The following is a 20,425-nucleotide window of genomic DNA, read 5'->3' as shown; positions in this document are numbered from 1 at the left end:
GGCACACGTCGGCGGTAGGCGAGACACGACAGTAGGAGAGAGCGCATGGCCGTTCACGGCAGGTTCCTCAAGGCGGCGGCGGCCGCATCCATCGTCGCGGTGGTATCCGCGGGCTGTACCAGTGGTGGCGGTGACGAATCCGACGAGCAGGCGGATGCCGGCGCCTCGGGCGTCGGTCCGATCACGTTCGCGATGGGCAGCAACGACACGGACAAGCTCCGTCCCGTCATCGACCAGTGGAACGCGGAGAACCCCGACCAGGAGGTCACCCTCCGCGAGCTCCCCGCCGAGCAGGACGGACAGCGGGACACGCTCACGCAGTCCCTCCAGACCGAGAGCGGCGAGTACGACGTGTTCGCGCTCGACGTGACGGACACCGCGTACTTCGCGGCCAATGGTTGGCTGCAGCCGATCGAGGGCGATACCGAGGTCGACACCTCCGGCCTGATCGAGGCCGCGGTCGACTCGGCGACCTATAACGGCACGCTCTACGGGATCCCGCAGAACACCAACGCCCAGCTGCTGTACTACCGCACGGATCTCCAGCCGGAGGCGCCCGCCAACTGGGAGGCACTGGTCGGCTCCTGCGAGGCGGCCGAGGGAGCCGACGTGGACTGCCTGCAGACGCAGCTCAGCCTGTACGAAGGCCTCACCGTCGCCGCCACCCAGTTCATCCACAGCTGGGGCGGTCAGGTCGTGGGTGAGGACGGCCAGACGCCCGAGCTCGACACGGATCAGGCGCGCGCGGGCCTCACCGCCCTGGTCGACGCCTATCAGAACGGCGTGATCCCGCCGCAGACCGACGCCTTCACGGAGGAGGAGACCGCGCAGGCCTTCCTCGCCGGTGAGACCATGTACTCCTACAACTGGCCGTACATGTACGAGTCGGGCCAGTCCGATCCCACCTCCCAGGTGCAGGGTCGTTTCGAGGTCGCACCGATCGTCGGCCAGGACGGCGCCGGACGGTCCACGCTCGGCGGCTACAACAACGCGATCAACGTGTTCTCCGAGAACAAGGCGACGGCCCAGGCGTTCCTCGAGTTCGTCATCTCCGAGGACGTCCAGATGGGCTTCGCCGAGCAGTCGTTCCCGCCCGTACTGTCCTCGATCTACGACGACGAGGCGCTGCAGCAGGAGTTCCCGTACATGCCGGCGCTCAAGGCGGCGCTCGAGAACGCCGAGCCGCGCCCGGTCACGCCGTACTACCCGGCCGTGTCCAAGGCGATCCAGGACAACACGTTCGCCGCGCTGCGTGGTGAGAAGAATGTCGAGCAGGCTCTCACCGACATGAGCGCCGCGATCGACCAGGCGGCTCAGTGACGCCAGAGCCTGGACAGCAGGTTTGAAGACACCGCGCTAATGGGCCCCGGGTAGCATTCCCGGGGCCCGTCGGCCGTCGTGGTGAGGGCAGGTGCGATCCGATGGGGAGCTGCAGCGATGACGACGAGTGAGAAGTCCCCGGCGCCATTGGTCGAGAAGAGGTTCGACTGGCGTCCGGCGTGGATGGTGGGCCCCGCGCTCGTCATCCTCGCGGTGGTGATCGGCTATCCGGTCGTCCGCGCGGTGTACCTGTCCTTCAGGGCCGACCGCGGCCTCGACCCGGCCACCGGCATGTTCTCCGAAGGCGGCTTCGCCGGCTTCCAGCACTACCTCTACTGGCTCACCCAGGCGTGCCCGGCGAGGGGCGGCGACGGCACCATTCCCTGCCCGCCCGGTGTCTCGGCGGTGGACTTCTGGCCCGCCATGGGAAACACCCTGTTCTTCACCGTCACCACCGTCTCGCTCGAAACCGTGCTCGGCTTTGCCATGGCCGTGGTGATGGGCAAGAGCATCTGGGGACGCTCACTCCTGCGGGCGGCGGTCCTCGTCCCGTGGGCGATCCCCACCGCGGTCACCGCCAAGTTGTGGGCGTTCATCTTCGCCCCCAACGGGATCGCCAACACCATGCTGGGCACCGACATCGCCTGGACCACCGACCCCTTCTACGCCCGTATGGCCATCATCGTGGCGGACGTGTGGAAGACCGCGCCCTTCATGGCGCTGCTCATCCTGGCCGGGCTGCAGATGATCCCCGGCGACGTCTACGAGGCGGCGCGAGTCGACGGTGCCTCACGGTGGCAACAGTTCACCAGGATCACCCTGCCGCTGGTCCGGCCCGCGTTGATGGTGGCGATCCTGTTCCGGACCCTCGACGCGCTGCGCATGTACGACCTGCCCGTGATCCTCGTCTCCGCCAACTCCGGTTCGCCCACCGCGACCGTGTCGATGCTGGTGGTCAACGAGATGCGGATGGGCAATTTCAACAGTGCGTCCGCCATATCGACACTGGTGTTCCTGCTGATCTTCGCCGTCGCGTTTGTCATGGTGAAGTTCCTCGGCGCCAACGTCGTCGATGACCGCACCGGGAAGAAGGAGGAGATCCGGTGAGTCACCGAGCGCCTGAACCGTCCAGCTCGCCCAAGAAGCGGTCGAGCACCACGCGGCCCACCACCACGCGGCCCACCACCACGCGGCCCACCACCACGCGGCCCACCACCACGCCGCTGACCACCTCGTCGTCGTCGCGCCCCGGTTCGCACGATCCGGACAACAACGACGATCTCCGTCCGCCCCGCCCACCGCTCGGCCCGAGGATCGGCACCTACATCGGTGCCGTGCTCATCCTGATCTGGGGGCTCGCACCGTTCTACTGGATGCTCGTCACCGCGTTCCGCGACAACCGGTTCGTGTTCTCTTCCAGTCCCGTGCCCTCGCACCTCACCCTCGACAACTTCCGTGAGGCGTTGGCGACGGACGCGGGCAACAACTTCTTCGGTGCGATCATCAACTCGGTGATCATCAGTTCGATCACCACCGGGCTGGCGCTGCTCTTCGGCGTGTTCACCGCCTACGCGCTCGCCAGGGTGGACTTCCGCGGGAAGTTCCTCGTCACCGGCGTCATCCTGGCCGCGTCGATGTTCCCCGGCGTCGCCCTGGTCACGCCACTGTTCCAGTTGTTCACCGACATCGGCTGGATCGGCACCTATCAGGCGCTCATCATCCCCAACATCTCGTTCGCGCTGCCGCTGACCATCTACACCCTGACCTCGTTCTTCAACGACCTACCGTGGGAGTTGGAGGAGGCCGCGCGCGTCGACGGCGCCACCCGCGGTCAGGCGTTCATCAAGATCATCCTGCCGCTCGCCGCCCCGGCGTTGTTCACCACCGCGATCCTGGCGTTCATCATCACGTGGAACGAATTCCTGCTGTCGCAGCAGCTGTCCAACTCCTCGACCGAGCCGGTCACCGTGGCGATCGCCCGGTTCTCGGGGGTCAACCCCTACATCCCACCGCACGCGGCGATCATGGCGGCGGGTGCGCTCGTCACCGTCCCGCTCGTGATCATGGTGCTGATCTTCCAGCGGCGGATCATCTCCGGCCTCACCGCCGGCGGCCTGAAGAGCTGACCCGGACGTGGCTCAACGCGGCGGGGACGCGCTCGGGACCCGGCAGCGCCTGGAGGTCCTCGGCGGGTTCGTCGGATTCTTCACCGTGCTCGCGCTGGTCAACGCCGTGGGGCTGATCGTCGCCGGGCGGCCGTCGATCCTCGCCTCGTTGGTGCTGGTGTTGATGCTCGCGGCGTCCGGATACACCTTCCGCGTGTGGCGCCGGGCCGACCGCGCCGTCAACCGCGGCTGACCACGGCGCCGGGCCGTCAGCGCCCGTCGCGCCAGGCCACCAGCGACTCCACCAGGTCCAGGGGGTAGTCCGGGCCGTTGAGGCCCACCGTGAACAACGTGACGCCCTCGGCGTGCAGGTCCTCCGCGAGTCGCTTCGCTTCCTCGGGCGAGCTGGCGCCGCCGATCTCGGTGGAGCGCTCGATCTGGGCGGGATCGCGCCCCACATCAGCGCAGTGCCGCGCCAGCACCGCGGACTTGTGGCGGTAGGTCTCCACGTCCACGAACGAGTGCCAGATGTCCGCGTGGCGGGCCACGTGGCGCAGGGTCTTCTTCTCGCCACCGCCGCCCAGCAACACGGGGATGTCCCGCGTCGGGGGCGGGGTGAGCTTGGCGAATCGTTGCTCGATCCGCTCGAGGGAGTCCCCGAGGTCGTCGAGTCGCGAGCCCTTGGTGCCAAAGTCGTATCCGTACTCGACGTAGTCCCGCTCGAACCAGCCGCTGCCCAGGCCCAGGATCAGGCGGCCGCCCGAGATGTGGTCGACGGTGCGGGCCATGTCGGCCAACAGGTCGGGGTTGCGGTAGGTGTTGCAGGTGACCAGGGCGCCGATCTCCACGCGCTCGGTCTGCTCGGCCCAGGCCGCGAGCATGGTCCAACACTCGAAGTGGGCGCCGTCGGGGTCGCCGTACAGCGGGAAGAAGTGGTCCCAGTTGAAGACCACGTCCACGCCCGCGTCCTCGGACCGCCGGACGGCGTCGCGCAGGAGGCCGTAGTCGGGTGCGTGCTGGGGCTGGAGTTGGACGGCGATGCGGACCGGGCGTTCGGTGTTCTGGGTCATGCGTCCAGTGTTGTCCGTATCGCCGTCCCGCGCACCCGGGTCGCGCTCCCGGGCGCGCCCAGGTCGCATACCCGGGCGCAATGCCCGTCCCTCGTGCCCGGGCGCGCCCCGGCTCCCGCTACCGCTCTCGTTCGAGGACAAACCAGAAGTGCTCGCCCTCCTGGACGGTGCCGCGACCGTTCATCACGGCCAGGAGGGTGTCGGGGTCGACGACGGCGAAGTGGTCGATCACCGGCAGCCGGTCGTAGACCATGGACGCGCACGGGCGGCCGCGGAACGAGACCTCCCAGAGCGATGCCCCGCCTCCGCCGGTGGCGGAGGTGTCCGGTACGACCGCCCCCGAGTCGTCGGTGACCAGGATCGGGTCCACCTTGCGGGGGTTGGTGAAGTCCTTCCCCCACCAGCGCATCTGCCCGAGCATTCCGAACATCGGGTGCCCGGTGTCCAGTCCGGTTCCGCGCCAGCGGGTTCCGGCGATGTCGTCGACGCGGGCGGGTTCCAGCGAATCCCAGAGCGCCGACACCCGCTCGGACGGCACCGTGTCGAGCGCGCGCAGTGCCTCGAGCTCGGTGACGGCGGCGGGGCTCGGAGCGTCGGCCGGGCCTGCGGCGCTCACAGCCCGTACGTCTTCCCGATGATGTCGCGCTGGATCTCGTTGGTGCCGCCGTAGATGGTGGACACCACGGCCTGGCGGACCAGGCGCTCCATCCCGTACTCGGTGGCGTAGCCGTAGCCGCCCATCGACTGCATGCATTCGAGCGTGACGCGCTTGCTCAGCTCGCTGGCCTTGAGCTTGGCCATGGAGGCCTCGCGCGGGAACAGGGCCGCCGGATCGGACTCGTCGACCTTCTTGGCCACGGCGTAGACCAGCAGGCGGGTGGCCTCGATCTCGGTGGCCAGGTCGGCCATGCGGTGGCGGATCACCTGGAAGGAGCCGACGGGCCGGCCGAACTGCTCGCGCTCGCGGACGAACGTCAGGCAGTCGTCGAAGGCCCGCTGGGCCACGCCGAGCTGCATGGCGGCCAGGATGAGCCGCTCGATGTTGAGCCCGGTCATGAGCTGCTTCCAGCCACCACCGACCTCGCCGATCACGGACTCCGCGGGCAGGCGCACGTCGGTGAAGTAGAGGTCGTTGACCTCCTTGCCACCCATGGTCTCGATGCCGCGCATCTGCAGGCCCGGGGCGTCGGCGGGCACGTCGAACATCGTGATGCCCTCGTGCTTGGCGCCCGAGGAGTCGGTCCGCGCCACCAGCAGGATGCGGTCGGCGAAGTGGGCGTTGGAGCACCAGGTCTTCTGGCCGGTGATCACCCAGTCGTCGCCGTCGCGGACGGCCTTGCAGCGCAGCGCCGCGACGTCGGACCCGGCGCCGGGTTCGGACATGGAGATGGACAGCGTGCCGCCGGCCACGACCAGCTCGAGGGCTCGCTTGCGCTGCTCCTCGGTGCCGAACTTCTGGTAGGCCGCGGCGGTGATGAGGGTGGGGCCGATGCCGCCGATCGGGGCGAGGCCGCGCAGGGAGTGCTCGAGCAGGAGGCAGAGCTCCACGGCGCCGGCGTCGGCGCCGCCGTACTCCTCGGGGATGGTCAGGCCCAGCCAGCCGAGCTCGGCCATCTTGGAGTAGATCTCGGGAGAGTGGGTGCCCCCCTCGGTGGTGAGTTCACTTCTCTTCTCGACGCTGCCGACCTCGCGCGCGCAGAAATCATCGATGGATTTGGCGAAGTCTCGCTGCTCTTCGGTGAGGATGTCGAACACGTCTGGCCTCGGTTTTCTGTCAGGGGGTGACGGTAGCGGGCAGGGTGGACTACTGTGGCCCGTATCACCGTACGGTACATCAAATATATGTGATCTAAAACGGAAGGACTCCGGATGACGACGACCGAGCCCAGAAAGACCGGCCCCACCCTCGCGAGCCTGGACCCCCGCGACGGCACCGTCCTGGCGGAGTACCCGATCGCCGGTCCCGAGGAGGTGGCGCTCGCGGTCGAACGTGCCCGGGCCGCCGCCCGCTGGTGGTCCAACCAGGGACCACGCGGCCGCCGGGAGTGGCTGCTCGAGTACAAGCGGGCCATCGCCTCCCGCGCCGAGGAGCTGGCCTCCCTCATCTCGGCGGAGACCGGGAAGCCGGACGAGGACGCGACCCTCGAGGTCATGCTCACGGTGAGCCACCTGGAGTGGGCCGCCAAGAACGCGGACAAGGTGCTGCGCCGCCGCTCCGTGTCCGCCGGACTGCTGATGAGCAACCAGGCGGCCTACGTCGAGTACCAGCCGTACGGCGTCGTCGGCGCGATCGGGCCCTGGAACTACCCGGCCTTCACGCCGATGGGCACCCTCTCCTACGCCATGGCCGCCGGCAACGCGGTCGTCTTCAAGCCCAGTGAGCTCACGCCCGGTGTCGGCGTCTGGCTCGCCGAGGTGTGGGATTCCCTCGGAGCCTCGCATCCGCTCTTCCAGACCATCACAGGTGACGGTTCGACCGGCGCCGCGCTGTGCAAGGCCGGCGTCGACAAGCTGGCCTTCACCGGTTCGGCCGCCACGGGACGCAAGGTCATGGCCGCCTGCGCGGAGACGCTGACCCCCGTCGTCATCGAGGGCGGCGGCAAGGACGCGTTCCTGGTGGACGCCGACGCCGACCTCGACGCGGCGGCCGACCAGGCGGTCTTCGGCGCCATGGGCAACGCGGGCCAGACCTGTGCGGGCGTCGAACGGATCTACGTCCACCAGGACGTCCGGGACGCCTTCGTCCACAAGTTCACGGCCAAGGTCCGGGCGCTGACCCCGGGCACCGCCGTGACCTCCAGCTACGGACCCATGACGCTGCCGGCCCAGATCGACATCGTCCGCCGGCACGTGCAGGACGCGCTGGCCCGGGGCGGCAAGGCCGTCATCGGGGGCGAGGGATCGGTGGGGGACAGGATCGTCGAGCCCGTCGTCCTGGTCGATGTCCCCGAGGACTCCACGGCGATCACCGAGGAGACCTTCGGACCGACCGTGGTCATCAACTCCGTCGTGGACCTGGAGGAGGCGGTCGAGAAGGCCAACGCCAGCCGCTACGGCCTCGGTGGGGCGATCTTCACCAAGAACCGCAAGCGGGGTCTTGAGCTCGCGGAGAAGCTCGACGTGGGCATGGTGTCGGTCAACGCGTTCCTCGCCTTCGCCGGGATCCCGTCGCTCCCGTTCGGTGGTTCGGGCGACTCCGGCTTCGGCCGCATCCACGGTGCCGACGGGCTCCGCGAGTTCGCCCGGCCCAAGGCCATCACGGCCCAGAAGTTCACCGCCCCGCTCAACCTCATGACCATGACCCGCAAGCCGAGGGACATCAAGGTGGTCAAGTGGATGCTGGCCAACGTCCAGGGAAAGCTGTGAGCTGAGATGACCGCCACCGCCTCAAGGAGGAGTACGCCGGAAGAGATCCGGGACACGACGACGACGAGGTCCGCGGCCGCCGGGCAGCACACCGTACCCGGGGTCTTTGGACCGATCCCGTCCGAGCTGGTGGCGGACGCCGCCGTCGACCACCCGCTCACGGCCACGCTCCCGCTCAAGCCCGGGCGGTGGTACTGGCGGGACCTCATCTCCACCCTCGACCCGGTGGCCGACGCGGAGGAGATCCACCGCATCACCACCTCCTACGAGTTCCCGTGGGACTACCAGCGGGCACTCGAGCTGGCGCTGTACCGCACGTACTGTGTCCCGTCTGTGTCGGCGGTCCTGGCGGAGGCCGGGCAGTTCCGCGACGCCCCCCAGAAGCGGTACGACGACACCGCGCTGCTGATGGTGGAACTGGTCGAGCACGGGTACGACTCGCCGCGGGGCAAGGAGGCGCTGCGGGTGATCAACCGCCAGCACGCGCGGTACGACATCACCAACGACGACATGCTGTACGTCTTGTCGACGTTCATCTATGAGCCGCTCGAGTGGATCGACGCGATCGGGTGGCGGCGACTGCACCCCAACGAGCGACTGGCTGCGTTCCACTTCTACCGCGGGGTGGGGCAGCGGATGAAGATCACCGGCATCCCGGAGGACATCGGGGAGTTCCGCAGGTGGCGTGACGACTACGAGGCCCGCACCTTCCGCTACGACCGGAACAACGAGCTCATCGGCACGTACACGCTCGATCTCATGTGTTCCTGGTATCCGGAGGCGGTCCGCCCCGCGGTCCGCAAGGTGGTCCTGTCGCTCGTGGACGACGACATGACCCGGGCCTTCGGCTTCCCGTGGCAGCCGTCGTCGAGGCGCAAGGCCGCGCACGCGGCATTGCGGGCCAGGTCCGCCGTCGTACGGTGGCTCCCGGTTCGTCGACGGGCACTCGGGTCCAGTGCAACCGAGAACCGGACCTACCCGGGTTACCCGACCGGGTACCGTCCCGCCGACCTGGGGGCCTGCCCCATCCAGCCGCGCGACCGGCTGGGTGGCTGCCCGGTGACGCATCAGGGCGCGGAGGGATCGGGAGAGGCCGCTGTATCGGTTTCGGCTGACGCAGCGGATCGAGGAGAGGCCCTGGCATGACCGCCGCCGCCCCGCCCCGACCTCCGGGTGCGCCCGCCCGCTTCGCGGCCGACGAGAGGTGGGGGCGACGGGCGGCACGCCTGCTGCGGCCGTTCGCGGACGTGCGCTCGGGCCCCACGCCCGCCGAGCGCGTGCGCATCTCCGAGGCGTTGATGTCCGGCGACCCTCCTGCCGACGCGGTGCTGGGGGCGATCGAGAGGGGCGGGACCTCGATGGCGCGGGTCCGGGAGGCGCTGGGGGCGGCGGTGGCAGGTGAGCCCCCGCCCCCTGGGGAGCCGGCCGAGGTGGTCGACTTCGTCCGGTCCGTCGCCGAGATCCCCGAGTGGGTGGACCCCGACCTCGCCGACCACGGCGCTCGGGTGTGCCTTCGTGCCGGGCTCACCGGGCAGGACGTGCTCGGCGATCTCGCTCTGCTCGGCGGCTACCGGCCCGCGGCCACCACAGAGGTCCTCACCTCGACCGGCCGTCTGACCGGGGAGGGGACGTCCACCCGCGTCGCCGAGACCATGGCCTGGTGGCACGCGGTCGCCGCCCCCGGCGGCTGGCGACCGGGTAGCGCGGGCTGGGAGATGACCGTCCATGTGCGGCTCATGCACGCGCGGGTCAACCGGGCGATGCTCGCCGGGGGCTGGGACGTCCGGGCGAAGGGACTACCGATCAACCAGGCGGACATGGCGGCCACCAACGGGTTGTTCTCGGCGACGTTCCTCCTGGGCACCTCGGTGCTGGGGATCCCGCACCCGCCCGCGGACGGGCGGGCCGTCATGTACCTGTGGCGGTGGATGGGCCACGTGATGGGGGTGGACGGCGACTTCCTCCACGACCACCCGAGGCGGGCCCTGCGCGACATGTACCACTTCCTACGCACCTCCCCACCCCCCGACGCCAATTCGGCGGTGCTGGCGCAGGCCCTTCTGGAGTCCTACGGTCTGACCGACTTCCCACGGTTGGCCACGGCGCGCCGCCGATTCGACGTGGCCAGGCACCGCAGCATCGCGACCTACCTCAACGGCCCGGCGGGGATGCGCGAGCTCGGTCAACGGCCCGCGCTGCCGTGGTACCCCGCACTGCTGATCCCGGTGAACCTCGTGACCCATTCAGCGGCCGCGGTGTCCCCGACGGTGCGCAGCGCGCTCGAACGCCGCGGCTACCGACGGATCCGTCGGCAGATCGCCCGCTACTCGCGTGGAGCCGTCGAACCCCTGGCCTAGCTGGACCGACCCGGGAGGGCGGTCAGGCGATCCGGGGGCAGGAGCACCGTCCGGGCGAGGTCGCCGAACCTCGCCGCCGCCGAGGGGTGGAAGGCGGAGCCCTGCCCGCCGTCCAGCACCACCGCGAGCGCGGCGTGGACCCGGATCCGAGCCGTCGCGTCGTCCACGGCCGTCCCCGCCGGCGACGCCGCGCGGACCAGTCCGGCCCACCGCTCGAGCTGCCGCAGTTGAGACCGGCGGATCCGCCGTCTGTCGTCGGGGCCCAGGGTGCCGAGTTCCGAGTGGTAGAGCATGAGCTCGGGTCCGTGGGAGAAGGAGATGGAGACGTACTGGTCGAGCAGGTCGACCAGCGCCTCGGCGGGGTCGTCCTCGGAGCCGTGGAGGGCGGCGTGGCGGTCGAGCAGCTCGGAGACCAGGGTCGCGGTCCGATCGACGGCAGCGGTGAGCAACGCGGACTTCCCGGGGAAGTGCCGGTACAACGCGGACGCGGCGACGCCCACATCGGCGCCGATCGCCTCCATCGTCACCTCGTCGTAGCCGGAGGAGTGGAAGCGGGCTATCGCGGCGGTGATCGCACCCTCCCGGGTGGCGGCCCCGCCACGGAGCCGGCCGGGCGCGGTGGAGCCCGGCGCACTGGACCCGGGTGAGCCCGGCGCGGCGGACCCGGGTGCGGTAGAGCCCGGCGCGGGTGAGCTCGGCGCAGTGGAGTCGGACGCGGTGGAGCCGGGTGATGACGGGTCCTCCGCCTGGGGAGGCGGTATCGACCGGACCCCCGGGGTGCATGCGGCCAGGTCCGCCGCGATCGACCGCATCAGGGCCACCGCCCCCTCGTCGGTGACCTCGATGCGGTGGTGGCCGAGCGAGGCGATGCTGGCGAGGATGGCGCCCGCCGCGCCTCGGGTCCCGGCCCGGGCTCCGGAATCGGACCCGGCCCCGGCCCGGGCTCCGGAACCGGCTCCGGCTGCGGTACCGGACCCGGATATCGACGGCGAGCCGTCGCCGCGAATCGCGTCGGAGAACCGCTGTCGGATCCGGATGTCGGCCGCCACGACCGCCGCCCGGTCCTCCGGTGTGAGATAGCGGATCTGCCAGCGGTACAGCGCAGCGCGGGAACGGTGGGTCAGCGTCGCCCGGGTGGCCGACGCGACCAGGTGGTCGAGGTCGTCGGAACCGGACGTGGCGGCGTCGAGTTCCGCGACGAGCGTGGCGACCGCGTCGCGGAACATCGCGTACTTGCCCGGGACGTACCGGTACAGCGCACCGGGGGTCACGGCGAGTCGGTCCGCGATGTGCTCCACACGGGTCGCGTGGTAGCCGCGCCGCGTGAACTCCTCGGCCGCGACCAGCGCGATCTCCGCACGTCGTGACCCCGGGGGAGGGGCGTCCGGGAACCACGTGGGGAGTGCTGGCGACGACGTCATGACTTCTCGGATCTCGTGAGGGCGGATCGGGGTGTGATCTTGACAACAGCGGATACAGTGGCCATAGTAAACCCGAATTCACAGATATATGTGATCGAATCCACGTGAGCGTCTCGAGTCCGTCGTCACGGACCGGCCCGGGACGGAAGGGACAACCCACCCATGTCAGTGCCCGAGGCCTATATCTACGACGCGGTGCGCACGCCCCGCGGTAAGGGGAAGTCCAGCGGATCGCTGTACAGCGTCGCCCCGATCGACCTCGCCGTCGGCGTCCTCCGCGCGCTGGTCGAGCGCAATAACAGCCTCGATCCCGCACAGATCGAGGACGTCGTCATGGGCATCGTCGGCCCCGTCGGCGAGCAGGGGGCCGTGCTGCCCCGCATCGCGGCCATCGCCGCGGGTCTGCCCGAGACGGTGGCCGGGGTGCAGCAGAACCGCTTCTGTGCCTCCGGGCTCGAGGCCGTCAACCTCGCCGCGCAGAAGGTCCGCGCGGGCTGGGAGGACCTCGTCGTCGCCGGAGGCGTCGAGTCGATGTCGCGCGTGCCGATGGGCTCCGACGGCGGCGCATGGGCGCAGAACCCGCGCGTGAACTACACGACCTCGTTCGTGCCCCAGGGCATCGGCGCGGACCTCATCGCCACGATGGAGGGATTCTCCCGCGGGGACGTCGACGAGTTCGCCGCACGGTCGCAGGAACTCGCCTCCGCGTCCTGGGACGACGGTCGTTTCGCGGGCTCGGTCATCCCGGTGGTCGACTCCGCCGGTCGGGTCGTACTCGACCATGACGAGCACATCCGGCGGGGTACCTCCGCCGACGACCTCGCGGCCCTGCGCCCGTCCTTCGCGGCGCTCGGCGACCAGGCCGGATTCGACGCCGTTGCGCTGCAGAAGTACCACTCCGTGGAGAAGATCGACCACGTCCACCACGCCGGGAACTCCTCCGGGATCGTCGACGGGGCCACCGCGATGCTCGTCGGCAACGCCGAGGCCGGTGAGCGCAACGGTCTGAAGGCCCGCGCCCGCATCGTCTCCGCGGCCGTCGTCGGTTCGGAACCCACGATCATGCTCACCGGTCCCACCCCGGCCGCCCGAAAGGCGTTGGCGAAGGCCGGGCTCACGATCGACGACATCGACCTGTTCGAGGTGAACGAGGCGTTCGCCGCCGTCCCGATGAAGTTCGCCAAGGACCTCGGGGTCCCCATGGAGAAGATCAACGTCAACGGCGGCGCGATCGCCATGGGCCATCCGCTTGGCGCCACCGGCGCCATGATCCTCGGCACCGCCCTGGACGAGCTGGAACGCGGCGACGCCCGCTACGCCCTCGCGACCCTCTGCGTGGGTGCCGGCATGGGCATCGCCACCATCATCGAACGCCTGTAGAGCGCCCGGCCGGACCCTGCGAAAGACGAGAAGACCACCAATGAGCAGCGAATTCACCAACACCATCACCTACGAGAGCGATGCCGACGGCGTCGTCGTCCTGACCATGGACGACCCCAACCAGAGCGCCAACACCATGAACGCCGACTACCTCGCATCCATGGAGCGAGCCGTCGACCGGCTCGAGAAGGAAAAGAACGACATCACCGGCGTCGTCCTCATGTCCGCCAAGAAGACCTTCTTCGCCGGCGGCGACCTCGGCGACATCCTCTCCATCCCCTCCGACGGCGCGGACCTGGCCGTCGAGACCGTCGAGCGCGTGAAGGGGACGCTGCGGCGGCTCGAGACGCTGGGCACGCCGGTGGTCGCGGCGATCGGCGGCGCCGCGCTGGGCGGCGGACTCGAGATCGCCCTGGCCACCCACCACCGCATCGTGGTGGACTCACCCGCTGTCCAGCTCGGACTGCCCGAGGTCAGCCTCGGCCTGCTCCCCGGCGGCGGCGGGGTGGTCCGCACCGTGCGCATGCTCGGGGTCGCCACCGCGCTCACGGAGGTGCTGCTCGAGGGCAAGCGGCTGCGACCCGGCAAGGCGCTCGAGCTCGGACTCGTCGACGAGCTTGTCGCGGGTCCGGATGATCTGCTGCCCGCCGCGAAGGCGTGGATCGCGGCCAACGCGGACAACCCGGAGGCGGCGACCCAGCCGTGGGACCGGAAGGGCTACCGCATGCCCGGCGGTACCCCGCAGAGCCCGGCGCTCGGCGCCACCCTCCCGGCCTTCCCCGCCATGCTGCGCAAGCAGCTCAAGGGCGCGCCATACCCGGCCCCCGTCGCGATCATGTCCGCGGCCGTGGAGGGCGCGGGCCTGGACTTCGCCGCTGCCGAGAAGGTCGAGGCCCGCTACTTCGCAGGGCTGGCCACCGGTCAGACCGCCAAGAACATGATCCGCGCGTTCTTCTTTGACCTGCAGAAGGCCAACGGTCTGGCCAGGGCCCACGGTTCGGCCGACCGCGAGCCCATCGCGAAGGTCGTGGTCCTGGGCGCCGGCATGATGGGCGCGGCGATCGCCTACGTGTGCGCCAAGGCCGGTATGGAGGTGGTCCTCAAGGACATCGACCAGGCCGCCGCCGAGCGCGGGAAGGGGTACTCGGAGAAGCTGGTCGCCAAGACCGTCTCCCGTGCGGCCGAGGGCGAGGCCCGGGACAGGGCGCAGGCCAAAGGGGATGCCCTCCTGTCGCGCATCACCCCCACCACCGACGCCTCGGCTGCCTCCGGCGCGCAGGCCGTGATCGAGGCCGTGTTCGAGGACCCCAAGGTCAAGGAGACGGTGTTCGCGGAGATCGCGCCGCACATCGCCCCGGACGCGCTGCTGTGCTCCAACACCTCGACCCTGCCCATCACCATGCTCGCCGAGGGCGTGGACCGGCCGGCCGACTTCATCGGCCTGCACTTCTTCTCGCCCGTCGACAAGATGCCGCTGGTCGAGATCATCAAGGGCGCCAGCACCTCGGAGGACGCCCTCGGGCGGGCCCTGGCCCTGGTCGCTCAGATCGGCAAGACCCCCATCGTCGTCAACGACTCCCGCGGGTTCTTCACCTCCCGGGTCATCGGCACCTTCACCAGTGAGGGGATGGCGCTGCTCGCCGAGGGCGTCCCCGCGCCCACCGTCGAGCAGGCCTCGGCGCAGGCGGGCTACCCGGCGTCGGTGCTCGCGCTCATGGACGAGCTCACGCTGACCCTGCCCCGCAAGATCCGCGACGAGACGCGCGAGGCAGCCAGGGCGGAGGGCCGCGACCTGCCCGATCACCCGGGCAACGCCGTGCTCGACACGATGATCGACCAGTACGACCGCAAGGGCCGCTCCACCGGCGCCGGCTTCTACGAGTACGACGCCGCCGGGAAGCGTGTCGGCCTGTGGCCGGGACTGGCGGAGGCCTTCGGCGGCACCACCGAGATCCCGCTGCAGGACGCGATCGACCGCATGCTCTTCGCCGAGGCGCTCGAGACCGTCAAGTGCCTCGACGAGGGTGTCCTGGAGACCACCACCGACGCCAACGTCGGGTCGATCCTCGGCATCGGTTTCCCGGGGTGGACCGGTGGTGTCGCCCGCTACATGGACCAGTACCCGGGCGGGCTGACGGGCTTCGTCGCCCGCGCCGACGAGCTGGCGGCCAACTACGGAGAACGCTTCACCCCACCCGCCTCGCTTCGTGAGAAGGCGGCGGCCGGGGGCACCTACGAGGAGGTCCAGCCATGATCCGTACCAGGTTCACCGAGGAGTTCGGGGTACGCCACCCCATCGTCCAGGGCGGCATGATGTGGGTCGGGCGTGCCGAGCTCGCGGCCGCCGTGTCGGAGGCCGGGGCACTGGGCATCATCACCGGGCTCACCCAGCCCACCCCCGAGGACCTGGTCAAGGAGATCGCCCGGTGCCGGGAACTCACCGACCAGCCGTTCGGGGTCAACCTCACGATCCTGCCCGCCATCACCCCGCCGCCGTACGCGGAGTACCGGCAGGCGATCGTCGAGTCAGGCGTGAAGATCGTCGAGACCGCCGGGTCCAACCCCAAGGACCACCTGCCGGTGTTCCACGCCGCCGGCGTCAAGGTGATCCACAAGTGCACATCGGTGCGCCACGCGATCAAGGCCGAGAAGCTCGGCGTGGACGCCGTGTCGATCGACGGCTTCGAGTGTGCCGGGCACCCGGGTGAGGACGACGTGCCGGGACTGGTGCTCATCCCCGCCGCGGCCGCAAAGCTGTCCATCCCGATCCTGGCCTCCGGCGGCATCGCGGACGCCCGCGGTCTGGTGGCCGCGCTGGCGCTGGGCGCCGACGGGGCCAACATGGGCACCCGCTTCATGTGCACCGCCGAGTCCCCGGTCGACGAGGCGGTCAAGCAGCAGATCGTGGCCAACTCGGAGCTCGATACGACGTTGATCTTCCGCACGCTGCACAACACCGCGCGGGTCGCGGCGAACGCCGTCTCGGCGGAAGTGGTGGCCAAGGAGGCGGAGGGCTGCGAGTTCTCCGACATCCAGCACCTCGTCGCCGGAGCCCGGGGCCGCAAGGTCTTCGAGGACGGCGACCTGGACGCCGGCATCTGGTCGGCGGGTCAGTGCCAGGGACTGATCGACGACGTGCCCACCGCGGCCGAATTGGTCGACCGCATGATGGCGGAGGCCGAGTCGATCATCTCCGTCCGGCTCGCCGGCATGCTCGCGGCCTCGGAGGCGGTCCGATGACCGCCACGGGCCGGGACGCGGTCATGGTCGACCGCGACGACCTGGGAGTCGCGACGATCATCATCAACCGGCCCGACCGGATGAACGCTCTGGACCACTCGACCGTGTGTGCACTGGTGGAGATCATCACCGAGCAGAGCCTGGACCCCGACACGAGGGTCATCGTCCTCGCCGGCGAGGGTGGGGCGTTCACCACCGGGGCGGACCTGCAGGCGATCAGGGACGGGGCCGGTTCGGACGAGGCGCCCAGCCCCGAGGTCACGATGACCAGTGCCGCCGAACTGGTCCGGGCCGTGCTGACCGCCCCGGTCCCGGTGATCGCCGCGGTCAACGGGCCTGCGGCCGGGGTGGGGGTCTCGCTGGCTCTGGCCTCCGATCTGATGCTCATGTCCGACGACGCCTATCTGCTCTTCGCGTTCACCAACATCGGTCTCATGCCGGACGGTGGGGCCAGTGTGCTCCTCCCCGCGGCGGTCGGCCGGTCGGTCGCCTCCCGGATGCTGCTGCGCGGGGACGCCGTCTCGGCCGAGGAGGCCCGGGATGTGGGGTTGGCCCTCGAGGTCCTGCCCTCCGCGGACCTGCGTGCCGCCGCGGGCAAGCTGGCCCGCCGTCTGGCCAGGGGCCCGCGCCGCGCACTGGAACTGACCAAGCGGGCCGTCACCGGCGCCACGCTCGCCGAGCTGGACGCGGCGCTGGCCCGCGAGCACGAGGGGCAGTGCGAACTCCTGGTGTCCGACGACTTCGCCGAGGGGGTCGCCTCGATCCTCGAGAAGAGACGCCCCGACTTCTCCTGACCTGGTTCTCCCTCACCGCTCCACACGAAAGGCCGAATCATGACCACCGCCACCATGGACCCAGTCGCCGATCTCCACGCCGCCCGCCGCAACCACTGGAACACGTGGGTGGCCACCCACGCCGAGATGAACCCCGACGGCGAGGCGCTGCGCTACCTGGGCCAGACCACCACCTGGTCGCAGCTGCACGAGCGCAGCGGGCTCTTCGCCGACGCGCTGGCCCGTCGCGGGGTCGCCAGCGGCGACCGCGTCATGCTCATCACCCTCAACAACCCCGAGTTCGTCGAGGCGGTGCTCGGCATCAACGAGCTTGGTGCCATCGCGGTGCCGGTGAACTTCCGCCTCACCCCGGCCGAGCTGGCCTACCTTGTGAGCGACTGCGCGCCGAAGGTCGTCATCACCGATGCGCTGCTCGCCCCGCTGGTCGGGGCGATCCGTGCCCAGGGTGAGGAGCCGGGCGACCACATCGTCATCGGCGGCGAATCCGGCACAGCAGACCAGACCACCTACGCCGACGCGCTCGCAGAGGAGGGTGAGACACATCCACCGGTCGACGTCCCCGAGGACTCCACCGCCCTCATCATGTACACCTCGGGCACCACGGGTCGGCCCAAGGGCGCGATGCTCTCCTACGAGAACCTCACCGCCCAGTCCCTGACCTGCATCCGGGTCTTCCGGCTCTTCGACGAGGAGGGGCGCGCACTGTGCGCGGCCCCGATGTTCCACATCGCGGCGCTCGGTTCGATCGCCCCGAGTCTCCAGCTCGGCGGCGTCACGGTGGTCCATCCGCTGCAGGCCTTCGACCCGTCCGCCCTCCTCGACACCCTCGAGGCGGAGCAGATCACCAGCGTCTTCCTCGTGCCCGTGCAGTGGCAGGCCGTCTGCGCCGAGCAGAAGGCCCGCCCGCGGACGCTGGTGCTGCGCAACATCTCGTGGGGTGCGGCCCCGTCGACGGACACGATCCTGCGCGCCATGGCCGAGACGTTCCCGGATGCCCTCAACTGCGCCGTGTTCGGCCAGACCGAGATGAGTCCCATCACCTGCGCGCTCGACGGCGACGACGCGATCCGCAAGCTCGGTTCGGTCGGCAAGGTCATCCCCACCCTGCAGGCCCGTGTGGTCGACGCGTTCGGGGAGCCGGTCGGCCCCGGCGAGGTGGGCGAGATCGTCTACCGCGGACCCACCACCATGTCCGGGTACTGGAACAAACCCGCCGAGACCGCGGAAGCCTTCGACGGCGGCTGGTTCCACTCCGGTGACCTGGTCCGGATGGACGACGAGGGTTTCGTCTACGTCGTGGACCGCAAGAAGGACATGATCATCTCCGGCGGCGAGAACATCTACTGCGCCGAGGTCGAGAACGTGATCGCCGGCCACCCGCGGATCCGTGAGGTCGCGGTGATCGGCCGCAAGGACGACACGTGGGGCGAGGTCCCCGTCGCGGTGGTCGCGCAGCACGAGGAGGAGGGTGGCTCGGACATCACCCTCGACGAGCTGACCGGGTGGCTGCGCGACAAGCTGGCCGGCTTCAAGCTGCCCAAGCACCTCGTGCACGTGGAGGAGTTGCCGCGCAACGCCAGCGGCAAGGTGGTCAAGGGTGCTCTCCGCTCGGAGCACGGCTCCACGGGTGTCTGACCCGGTAGCCGAACCGACACCGGAACCCGGACACCACTGACATGGTCTTCCAACTCCCCGCGGGTCGAGGCCCGGTAGTCGATCTGGCGGGTCAGGTCGGATCGCTGGTCGGCTACTCGGTCTTCACGCTGCTCAGCTGCGTGCGCACGGTCGTCACGGGTCGGCTCTCACTCGCCGAGACCCGCGACCAGGCGCTGTTCGTCGCCCGGGTGTGCTCGGTGCCGGCGCTGTTGCTGATGCTGCCGGTCGGCGTGCTCGTCGCGGTGTCGGTGGGGGAGCTGGCGGGCCGCTTGGGGGCGGCCGGTTATGCGGGCGCCGTGGTGGCCTTTGTCGTGGTGGGGCAGGCGTCGGCGTTGGTCTGCGCGCTCATGCTGGCCGGGGTGGGTGGCTCGGCCATCTGCGCGGATCTGGGCTCCCGCACCATCCGCGAGGAGGTCGAGGCCATGGAGGTCATGGGTCTCGACGTGATCGAGCGACTGGTGGTGCCCCGCGTCATCGCCACCGTGCTCGTCTCCCTGGTGTTGTGCGCACTGGTCACCGCGATGGGCGTGACCGCGTGCCTGATCTATCAGGTGTACGGCCAGGGCGAGTCGGCCGGGGCGTTCCTGTCCACGCTCAGCGCGTACGGCCGCCCGTCCGACCTGTGGATGGCGATGGCCAAGTCGGTCGCGTTCGCGGTGGTCTCCGCCCTGATCGCGACGTTCAAGGGACTGCACGCCAGCGGCGGGTCGAGCGGTGTGGCGGACGCGGTCAACGAGACGGTGGTCCTGGCCTTCGTCACCGTGTTCGTGATCAACACCGTGATGTCGGCGGTCTACGGTCTCGTCGTGCCGTCAGTCGGGAAGTACTGACGTGACCTCGCTCCGGGTGACCGACACCAGTGCCGTGCAGAAGGTCAGGGCGTCCCGGGGCGCCGCGGTCCTGGTACGGGCCTCGTCCGGGATGGCGGAGGTCGGCCGCCACGTGAGCTTCGCGGGCCGGGTGATGCTCACTCTTCCCACCGCGCTGGTGCGGTACCGCAGGCAGGTCGTCAAAGAGGTCGTCGACGTGGGCTTCGGCTCCAACTCGTTGATCGCCGGCGGCGGCACCATCGGGATCGTCCTGGCCATGTCGGCGGTCGCGGCGATCATGGTGGGTGTCGAGACCTACCGCGGGCTCGACCTGATCGGCATGACGAGCCTGTCCGGGATGCTCTCGGCGATGGCCAACACCCGCGAGCTCGCGCCGGTCGTCGCCTCGATCGCGCTCGCCGCCAAGGTGGGCACGGGGTTCACCGCCCGGCTGGGATCGATGCGGATCTCGGACGAGATCGACGCCCTCGACGCCATGTCGGTCCCCACGATCCCGTATCTGGCCGGGACCCGGGTGATCGCGACGATGATCTGCATCGTGCCGCTGTACGCCGTGGGACTGGTGGCGACGTACATCGCCACGCGGATGGTGGTGGTCCACGTCAACGGCGGCTCGGCGGGCACGTACGACTACTTCTTCCACATCACCCTGGGCCCGGAGGACGTCCTCTACTCGCTGATCAAGGCAGTGGTGTTCGCACTGGTGATCGTGCTCGTGCACTGCAGCTACGGGTACCACGCGACGGGCGGCCCCGAGGGTGTCGGGCGCGCCGCCGGCCGTGCGCTGCGGACCAGCATCCTGCTCATCGGGTTCATCGACATCGTGCTCACCTTCGCCCTCTGGGGCCTGGTGCCCGAGGTCCCGGCGCTGGGGATCACGTGAGGC

The 20,425-nt window shown here is 69.9% G+C and carries 18 protein-coding genes; 14 read left to right on the top strand and 4 right to left on the bottom strand.

Annotated features, from left to right (window positions below; genetic code table 11):
• Positions 1–45 precede the first annotated feature (45 nt).
• The 4 genes from A6048_RS17595 to A6048_RS17575 all read left to right on the top strand — a co-directional run bounded on the left by A6048_RS17595 (position 46) and on the right by A6048_RS17575 (position 3,678).
• On the top strand, positions 46–1,320 hold the full coding sequence (locus A6048_RS17595) for an ABC transporter substrate-binding protein (protein WP_107747105.1): 1,275 nt from the start codon (positions 46–48) through the stop codon (positions 1,318–1,320).
• Positions 1,321–1,437: 117 nt separating this feature from the next.
• Positions 1,438–2,427, top strand: coding sequence for a carbohydrate ABC transporter permease (locus tag A6048_RS17590; protein ID WP_107747104.1), 990 nt, complete (start codon positions 1,438–1,440; stop codon positions 2,425–2,427).
• 206 nt (positions 2,428–2,633) lie between these two features.
• Positions 2,634–3,446 (top strand): carbohydrate ABC transporter permease, encoded by an 813-nt coding sequence (locus A6048_RS17580; RefSeq protein ID WP_107747268.1) that lies wholly within the window; start codon positions 2,634–2,636, stop codon positions 3,444–3,446.
• A gap of 7 nt (positions 3,447–3,453) precedes the next feature.
• Positions 3,454–3,678, top strand: coding sequence for a hypothetical protein (locus tag A6048_RS17575; protein ID WP_107747103.1), 225 nt, complete (start codon positions 3,454–3,456; stop codon positions 3,676–3,678).
• Between the two features lie 16 nt (positions 3,679–3,694).
• On the opposite strand, the gene A6048_RS17570 is transcribed toward A6048_RS17575, so the two are convergent.
• The 3 genes from A6048_RS17570 to A6048_RS17560 form a co-directional block, all read right to left on the bottom strand.
• Positions 3,695–4,495, bottom strand: a complete 801-nt coding sequence (locus tag A6048_RS17570; protein ID WP_107747102.1) for an LLM class F420-dependent oxidoreductase — start codon at positions 4,493–4,495, stop codon at positions 3,695–3,697.
• Positions 4,496–4,613: 118 nt separating this feature from the next.
• Positions 4,614–5,111 carry a DUF4334 domain-containing protein gene (locus A6048_RS17565; RefSeq protein WP_235027629.1) on the bottom strand — a complete coding sequence of 166 codons (498 nt, stop codon included), beginning with the start codon at positions 5,109–5,111 and terminating at the stop codon, positions 4,614–4,616.
• The gene (locus tag A6048_RS17560) at positions 5,108–6,250 is read right to left on the bottom strand and encodes an acyl-CoA dehydrogenase family protein (RefSeq protein ID WP_107747101.1); all 1,143 of its coding nucleotides are present in this window, start codon (positions 6,248–6,250) and stop codon (positions 5,108–5,110) included. Before A6048_RS17560 ends, A6048_RS17565 begins: the two co-directional genes overlap by 4 nt.
• Positions 6,251–6,364: 114 nt before the next feature.
• Between A6048_RS17560 and A6048_RS17555 the strand changes: the two genes are divergently transcribed.
• From A6048_RS17555 to A6048_RS17545, 3 genes are read left to right on the top strand one after another with little or no spacing between them, the layout of a single operon-like run.
• Complete coding sequence (locus A6048_RS17555; protein ID WP_107747100.1) at positions 6,365–7,861, top strand: aldehyde dehydrogenase family protein; 1,497 nt, start codon at positions 6,365–6,367, stop codon at positions 7,859–7,861.
• Between the two features lie 6 nt (positions 7,862–7,867).
• Entirely contained in the window at positions 7,868–9,007 is a 1,140-nt protein-coding gene (locus A6048_RS17550) for an oxygenase MpaB family protein (RefSeq protein WP_107747099.1), read from the top strand.
• Positions 9,004–10,218, top strand: a complete 1,215-nt coding sequence (locus tag A6048_RS17545; RefSeq protein ID WP_107747098.1) for an oxygenase MpaB family protein — start codon at positions 9,004–9,006, stop codon at positions 10,216–10,218. The genes A6048_RS17550 and A6048_RS17545 overlap by 4 nt, the downstream gene beginning before the upstream one ends.
• Here the strand turns inward: A6048_RS17545 and A6048_RS17540 are convergent.
• Positions 10,215–11,639 (bottom strand): TetR/AcrR family transcriptional regulator, encoded by a 1,425-nt coding sequence (locus A6048_RS17540; RefSeq protein WP_107747097.1) that lies wholly within the window; start codon positions 11,637–11,639, stop codon positions 10,215–10,217. The two genes, A6048_RS17545 and A6048_RS17540, sit on opposite strands and share 4 nt — an antisense overlap.
• Positions 11,640–11,801: 162 nt before the next feature.
• On the opposite strand from A6048_RS17540, the gene A6048_RS17535 reads away from it, so the two are divergent.
• The 7 genes from A6048_RS17535 to A6048_RS17505 all read left to right on the top strand — a co-directional run bounded on the left by A6048_RS17535 (position 11,802) and on the right by A6048_RS17505 (position 20,422).
• On the top strand, positions 11,802–13,019 hold the full coding sequence (locus A6048_RS17535) for an acetyl-CoA C-acetyltransferase (RefSeq protein WP_107747096.1): 1,218 nt from the start codon (positions 11,802–11,804) through the stop codon (positions 13,017–13,019).
• 40 nt (positions 13,020–13,059) lie between these two features.
• Positions 13,060–15,273 (top strand): 3-hydroxyacyl-CoA dehydrogenase NAD-binding domain-containing protein, encoded by a 2,214-nt coding sequence (locus tag A6048_RS17530; protein WP_107747095.1) that lies wholly within the window; start codon positions 13,060–13,062, stop codon positions 15,271–15,273.
• Positions 15,270–16,259 carry an NAD(P)H-dependent flavin oxidoreductase gene (locus A6048_RS17525; protein WP_107747094.1) on the top strand — a complete coding sequence of 330 codons (990 nt, stop codon included), beginning with the start codon at positions 15,270–15,272 and terminating at the stop codon, positions 16,257–16,259. The genes A6048_RS17530 and A6048_RS17525 overlap by 4 nt, the downstream gene beginning before the upstream one ends.
• Positions 16,256–17,053 carry an enoyl-CoA hydratase gene (locus A6048_RS17520; RefSeq protein WP_107747093.1) on the top strand — a complete coding sequence of 266 codons (798 nt, stop codon included), beginning with the start codon at positions 16,256–16,258 and terminating at the stop codon, positions 17,051–17,053. Before A6048_RS17525 ends, A6048_RS17520 begins: the two co-directional genes overlap by 4 nt.
• Before the next feature lie 39 nt (positions 17,054–17,092).
• On the top strand, positions 17,093–18,688 hold the full coding sequence (fadD5, locus tag A6048_RS17515; RefSeq protein ID WP_107747092.1) for a fatty-acid--CoA ligase FadD5: 1,596 nt from the start codon (positions 17,093–17,095) through the stop codon (positions 18,686–18,688).
• 41 nt (positions 18,689–18,729) lie between these two features.
• The gene (locus tag A6048_RS17510) at positions 18,730–19,539 is read left to right on the top strand and encodes an MlaE family ABC transporter permease (RefSeq protein ID WP_107747091.1); all 810 of its coding nucleotides are present in this window, start codon (positions 18,730–18,732) and stop codon (positions 19,537–19,539) included.
• 91 nt (positions 19,540–19,630) lie between these two features.
• Positions 19,631–20,422, top strand: coding sequence for an MlaE family ABC transporter permease (locus A6048_RS17505; protein WP_107747266.1), 792 nt, complete (start codon positions 19,631–19,633; stop codon positions 20,420–20,422).
• The last annotated feature ends 3 nt before the right edge of the window (positions 20,423–20,425 follow it).

Source organism: Dietzia psychralcaliphila, assembly GCF_003096095.1.
Taxonomy (GTDB): Bacteria; Actinomycetota; Actinomycetes; order Mycobacteriales; family Mycobacteriaceae; genus Dietzia; species Dietzia psychralcaliphila.
The sequence above is the reverse complement of the archived record's forward strand: the minus strand, read 5'-3'. Positions and strand labels throughout refer to the sequence as shown.